Genomic DNA, 3,857 nt, shown 5'->3' with positions numbered 1-3,857 from the left:
ACATTGTATGCTATTTGTAAGTTGTTTTATTACTTCCTTTAAGACCGAGTTCATTCGGTCTTATTTTTCATGTGATAAATACTTTTGTAGGAGGCATTACATTCCACTTATGAACTTATCGAAACTAAACAATCGAATAGAAGCGAAAAAGAAAGAGCTAATCTATCTCGTTGAACGATACGGATTCACTCATGATAAAGTGATTTCTTTCAGCCAAGAATTAGATCGTTTACTTAACTTATTAATAAAACTCAAGACGAAGAAAAAACGTTGTTCGTTATAACCATTTTCCCCTCTTTCTTTGATACGATATAACTAGAATCAGAAAGGAGCGATTTATGTTTATATTAAAAGACGTTATATATAAAGATATACTACACATTCCTTATTTACAGATTCAAAAAGAAAAGATTACTTGTATTATCGGTGAAAGCGGAAGCGGAAAAAGCACATTACTTCGCATGTTAAACGATTTACAATCCCCAACATCCGGTACAATTGAATATAACGGAAAGTTAATTTCTGATTATTACCCTATTCAATTACGTCGTGACGTAGTTATGCTTGGGCAAACTCCACCTATTTTTGATGGAACCGTTAAAGACAACCTATTAATGGGACTTCGTCTTTCTGAAAAACCATTTCCAAATGATGATGCCCTGCGGAGTGCATTACAAACCGTTAGCTTAGACAAGCAATTAGAAGATAGCACCTCCTCATTATCCGGCGGTGAAAAACAAAGACTTGCCTTTGCACGTATCGTACTTATGGATCCGCCTGTCTATTTATTAGATGAGCCAACTTCAGCATTAGATAGTGATACAGAACGACGCGTAATGAAACAATTTACTGAACTAGCACGAAAAAAGAAAAAAACAGTTATCTTCATCACACACTCACAACAACTTCCAGAAGAAATTGCAGATGATATTATTGAAATTAGCAAAACAAAGGGTGCAACTAGAAAGGAAGTGCTCTCAGTTGAAGGGCGTTATTGAACTCCAAATTTGGCAACTTGCAGCTGCCTATATTTTCATTCTTATTTTAATTGGACTTGTAAAATTAAAAGGAATACCTCGCGAAAAACAAATCGCGCTCGCAACATTCCGTATGACCATTCAGCTCGTACTTGTTGCATATGTCCTTACATACGTATTTGAAAACAGTAATCCATTTTATACAATCGCTCTCATCACTTCTATTACTACCTTTGCAATTTTTAATATTTATAAACGAGTTAACATCCCAATGTCTAAAGAATTAAAACGAGTAGCCGCCCTTTCCATGGTCGCCGGATCAATTGGGCCACTTCTACTATTTATCTTTGTTATTATCGGTCATGACCCTTGGTATGCTCCGCAATATATCGTCCCTATTACAGGAATGTTAGTTGGGAATGCCATGACTGGTGTTTCTCTTGGTGCAAATACGTTCTTAAACAATATGAAATCGCAAAGAGGTCAAATTGAAGGTGCACTTATGCTCGGCGCAACACCGAAAGAAGCTGCTGCTCCGCTCATTCGAGAAGCTTTTGACTCTGCTATTTTACCAACAATTAATTCTATGGTCGGAATGGGAATTATAAGCTTACCAGGCATGATGACTGGTCAAATATTATCCGGTGTATCACCATTCACAGCCATTCAATATCAAATTGCCATCATACTCGGTATTTCTGGAAGTACTGCCTTTGCTGTCATTATCTTTTTACAGCTTGGATATAAAACGTTCTTTAATAAGCGATGTCAGTTGAAAGAGGTTGACTATGATGCGAGGTAAATCGTAACTTTCGCTCAGTAAATGATGCATCGTTCTCGGTGAGTGAAATTATATTAACGATTTTTTCAATATATCTATCATAACTTGCAATATATCAACGATTTTTCAAATATATCTATCATAACTCAGAATATATCAACGATTTTGTAAGAAATATCGATTTACCGACAAAAAGTGACATAATAAAAAGAGGAGGCTATTCGCCTCCTCTTCTATTTACTTACGCCTTCTTAACGAACTGTGATTTTAACTTCATAGCTCCGAAACCGTCGATTTTGCAATCGATATCGTGATCGCCATCAACTAGACGGATACTCTTTACTTTCGTACCGATCTTCACAACTGAAGAAGTTCCTTTTACTTTTAAATCTTTAATAACAGTAACAGCATCGCCATCTTGAAGAACGTTTCCGTTCGCATCTTTTACAACTTTTGCACCATCATTATTTTCAGCTTCTGCTTCTTGGCCCCACTCATGAGCACATTCTGGACATACGAAAAGAACGCCATCCTCATACGTATATTCTGAATTACATTTTGGACAATTTGGTAAAGTAGCCATAAATTCATTTCCTCCGTTCATTATTTATACGTAAAAATCAAAATTGATGTTTACATCTCGATAAATAAAATTTGTATAGCATTTCTTTATAGTGCCATAGTCTCACGTTATTGACAACCCTACCTCAAATTCTCATTTTTTATTGTATTTTACAAAATTTCAATTTGTATGCCGTTTTTCTATTTGCTCTTCTACTAATTTTAAAAATCTTCGTTGTGCATTTTTATTTTTTACGAGCAATCGAACTCTTAGCTTACTTTGTAAATATGAGCGAACTTTGTAGTTCGTAATAAATAACTTTCGATACTTCTCGTCTTCATATATCATTCGAAACCATTCATACTGCTGCAAGTAACGTATGTTAACATCAATCTTTTTCGTGTGTAAACCCGTACTTAAACTAATAGATCCTATTAGAGCTTCTATTCATGCTGAAATCATTTCTCTCCCCCTAATAAACAAAAGAAGAACCTTCACAAGATTCTTCTTTTCAAAATGAACGAGTTCTCTCTAGAAACCCAAATTATTTTCTTCAATGTAAATTTGATATTCTTCCACTTCTTCTTCACTTAACTTCTTATTATTTTCATATACCTCTTGCCACTCGAAATAATCTTCATCGAAATAAACAGCAAATTTAATTTTCACGTTTTTCTTCTCTGTATAATCATAACCAGTAAACTCTACTACGTCATAATCTTTTTCTTTCTTAACAAACTTCCAAGTTGGATTATCAGTCATAATCTCTAAAGTAACCCCTTCACCACTTGAACGAACAACGTTTTTAATATTCGGTTCAGTTGGTAAAAAGGACAGCCCGAGCGCAGCTAACCCAAACACAATCCCGACTATAACCTGTAAACCAATCATACCAGCAATACTTACGCCACCCTTTGATTGTAAGAAATACGCCTTCTCATGATCAGACGAATCTTCTCCCTTACGAAAAACACGAACAGCATGCTTGTAATATAAACGGTTTCCTTGCCATCCAGTAAATATCATCATTCCTAATTGAAGAGCTAAATTAAATGTTACATAAATCCCATCTGGAATATCTATAAAAGGGGGTATAACTATACTAGGTATAGCCAATAACGCAAATATAATAAATAACTTATACATTTTTCGATAAGCTAACCAAAAAGTTGGGAAGAAAAAGGCTACCCAATTCCATGTATTCCCTTGCGCTGGATTTTCTACTTTCCCCCACTTAAAGTCATAATAAGCTGTATTCTTTTGAACAACTTTATGTAATTCTTGTGGAGAAATCGTTTCTTGTAAAACAGTGTCCTTCACGTACATCATCCTTTTCTTATTTCTATATACATTTATTGTATATGCACAAAATGAAGGAATCTAACAAAAAGTACACATATTTCATAAAAATGAAAGGAAATCGAATATATTCCGACAATTATCCGTTTCTTATTTCATTTTACTTTTAAATATATTAAAATAATCATGTATCATATCTTTAATACACTAAGTTAATTATTTTATATATTCACTAAAA

At 34.1% G+C, this 3,857-nt stretch carries 6 protein-coding genes; 3 read left to right on the top strand and 3 right to left on the bottom strand.

All coding sequences use genetic code 11. The features are described 5' to 3' along the window. The first annotated feature begins 109 nt into the window (after positions 1–109). The 3 genes from ABWK52_RS23070 to ABWK52_RS23060 are packed head-to-tail and all read left to right on the top strand — an operon-like array spanning position 110 to position 1,779. Positions 110–283 (top strand): aspartyl-phosphate phosphatase Spo0E family protein, encoded by a 174-nt coding sequence (locus ABWK52_RS23070; RefSeq protein ID WP_001054089.1) that lies wholly within the window; start codon positions 110–112, stop codon positions 281–283. 55 nt (positions 284–338) lie between these two features. Further along, positions 339–998 carry an ABC transporter ATP-binding protein gene (locus ABWK52_RS23065; RefSeq protein WP_000470265.1) on the top strand — a complete coding sequence of 220 codons (660 nt, stop codon included), beginning with the start codon at positions 339–341 and terminating at the stop codon, positions 996–998. Beyond that, on the top strand, positions 982–1,779 hold the full coding sequence (locus ABWK52_RS23060; RefSeq protein ID WP_097796600.1) for an ABC transporter permease: 798 nt from the start codon (positions 982–984) through the stop codon (positions 1,777–1,779). Before ABWK52_RS23065 ends, ABWK52_RS23060 begins: the two co-directional genes overlap by 17 nt. 220 nt (positions 1,780–1,999) lie before the next feature. Here the strand turns inward: ABWK52_RS23060 and phnA are convergent, their stop codons facing one another. From phnA to ABWK52_RS23045, 3 genes are all read right to left on the bottom strand, one after another. Then, positions 2,000–2,341: an alkylphosphonate utilization operon protein PhnA gene (gene phnA, locus ABWK52_RS23055; RefSeq protein ID WP_000212737.1), complete on the bottom strand. Its 342-nt coding sequence runs from the start codon at positions 2,339–2,341 to the stop codon at positions 2,000–2,002. Between the two features lie 159 nt (positions 2,342–2,500). Further along, entirely contained in the window at positions 2,501–2,767 is a 267-nt protein-coding gene (locus tag ABWK52_RS23050) for a hypothetical protein (protein ID WP_224765022.1), read from the bottom strand. An 84-nt stretch (positions 2,768–2,851) separates the two neighbouring features. Next, positions 2,852–3,649 carry a DUF2628 domain-containing protein gene (locus ABWK52_RS23045; protein ID WP_141537406.1) on the bottom strand — a complete coding sequence of 266 codons (798 nt, stop codon included), beginning with the start codon at positions 3,647–3,649 and terminating at the stop codon, positions 2,852–2,854. Between the last annotated feature and the right edge of the window lie 208 nt (positions 3,650–3,857).

This window comes from Bacillus sp. AP50 (assembly GCF_040492675.1).
GTDB lineage: Bacteria > Bacillota > Bacilli > Bacillales > Bacillaceae_G > Bacillus_A > Bacillus_A cereus.
Note: the sequence above shows the minus strand (reverse complement) of the source record. Positions and strands in the feature narration are given on the sequence as shown.